This window comes from Rhodoplanes sp. SY1, assembly GCF_046000175.1.
Taxonomy (GTDB): Bacteria; Pseudomonadota; Alphaproteobacteria; order Rhizobiales; family Xanthobacteraceae; genus Rhodoplanes.
In genome coordinates, this window is sequence record NZ_JBEOMB010000365.1 from 1 (window position 1) to 885 (window position 885).

Genomic DNA, 885 nt, shown 5'->3' on the forward strand with positions numbered 1-885 from the left:
CCGCGCCAGTTGGAGTTGCCGCCGAACAGGTCGCTGTCCGACTCGGCCGGCATGTAGCGCACCTCGGCCTGGTAGCCGCCGCAGCTGAACTCGTAGGGCTGGTCGCGATACACCCGCGAGATCGCCCGCACGCCGAAATCCGACAGGAACTCGCGTTCGTCCAGCATGCGCGCCAGCACCCGCTTCATGCGGAACGCCCGGGCGATCGCCAGCAGCCGGGTGCCGCCGGCGCCCGTCTCGTCCGGGAACGACACCAGGGCGGCGATCTCCGGCCGGTGCTTCAGGAACCATTCCATGCGGTTGGTGAACTTCGGCACGCGCGCGAGCGTCGCCTCGTCGATGACGGCGACGGCGAACAGCGGGATCAGGCCGACCATCGAACAGCCGCCGAGACGCCGCCAGCTGCTCACCCGCACCGATGATCAGCCAATCCTAGAAGAAGCCGTCCTCCGCATCCCACAGCGGCCGAGCCCCGCTCGCGTGGCCGGCGAGGGCGTCGGCGATCGCCAGGAATTGCTCGTAGGTCTGGATCGCGACACCCTCGTAGTTCGGATTCTCGTGCGTGAGCTCGAGCGCGATCACCGTCATGTTGAGGGCGAACATCGCCATCCAGCCGGTGGCATCGGCCTGCTTGAGCCGGTAGCCGTCCGGCAGCCGCATCGAGCGATCGAACACCGAGATGTTGTCGAGGCCGAGAAAGCCGCCTTCGAACACGTTGTGACCGTCGGCGTCCTTGCGGTTGATCCACCACGCGTAGTTCAGACACGCGCTCGAGAAAGCCGTGGTCGCCGCGGCCGCGCTGGACCCGCTCGGCCCGGAACGCCTTCAGGGCCGCCATGCCGTGCACGGGCGGATTGACGTCGGAGAAGTTCCACTCGTAGGCGG

Annotated in this window: 1 protein-coding gene and 1 pseudogene; both read right to left on the minus strand. The window is 67.8% G+C overall.

What is annotated here, in order from left to right:
• Window positions 1-377 (minus strand): annotated as a pseudogene (locus tag ABTU92_RS29695) (glucosidase); the annotation flags it as partial.
• A 55-nt stretch (window positions 378-432) separates the two neighbouring features.
• Window positions 433-714: a hypothetical protein gene (locus ABTU92_RS29700; RefSeq protein ID WP_408095133.1), complete on the minus strand. Its 282-nt coding sequence runs from the start codon at window positions 712-714 to the stop codon at window positions 433-435.
• Between the last annotated feature and the right edge of the window lie 171 nt (window positions 715-885).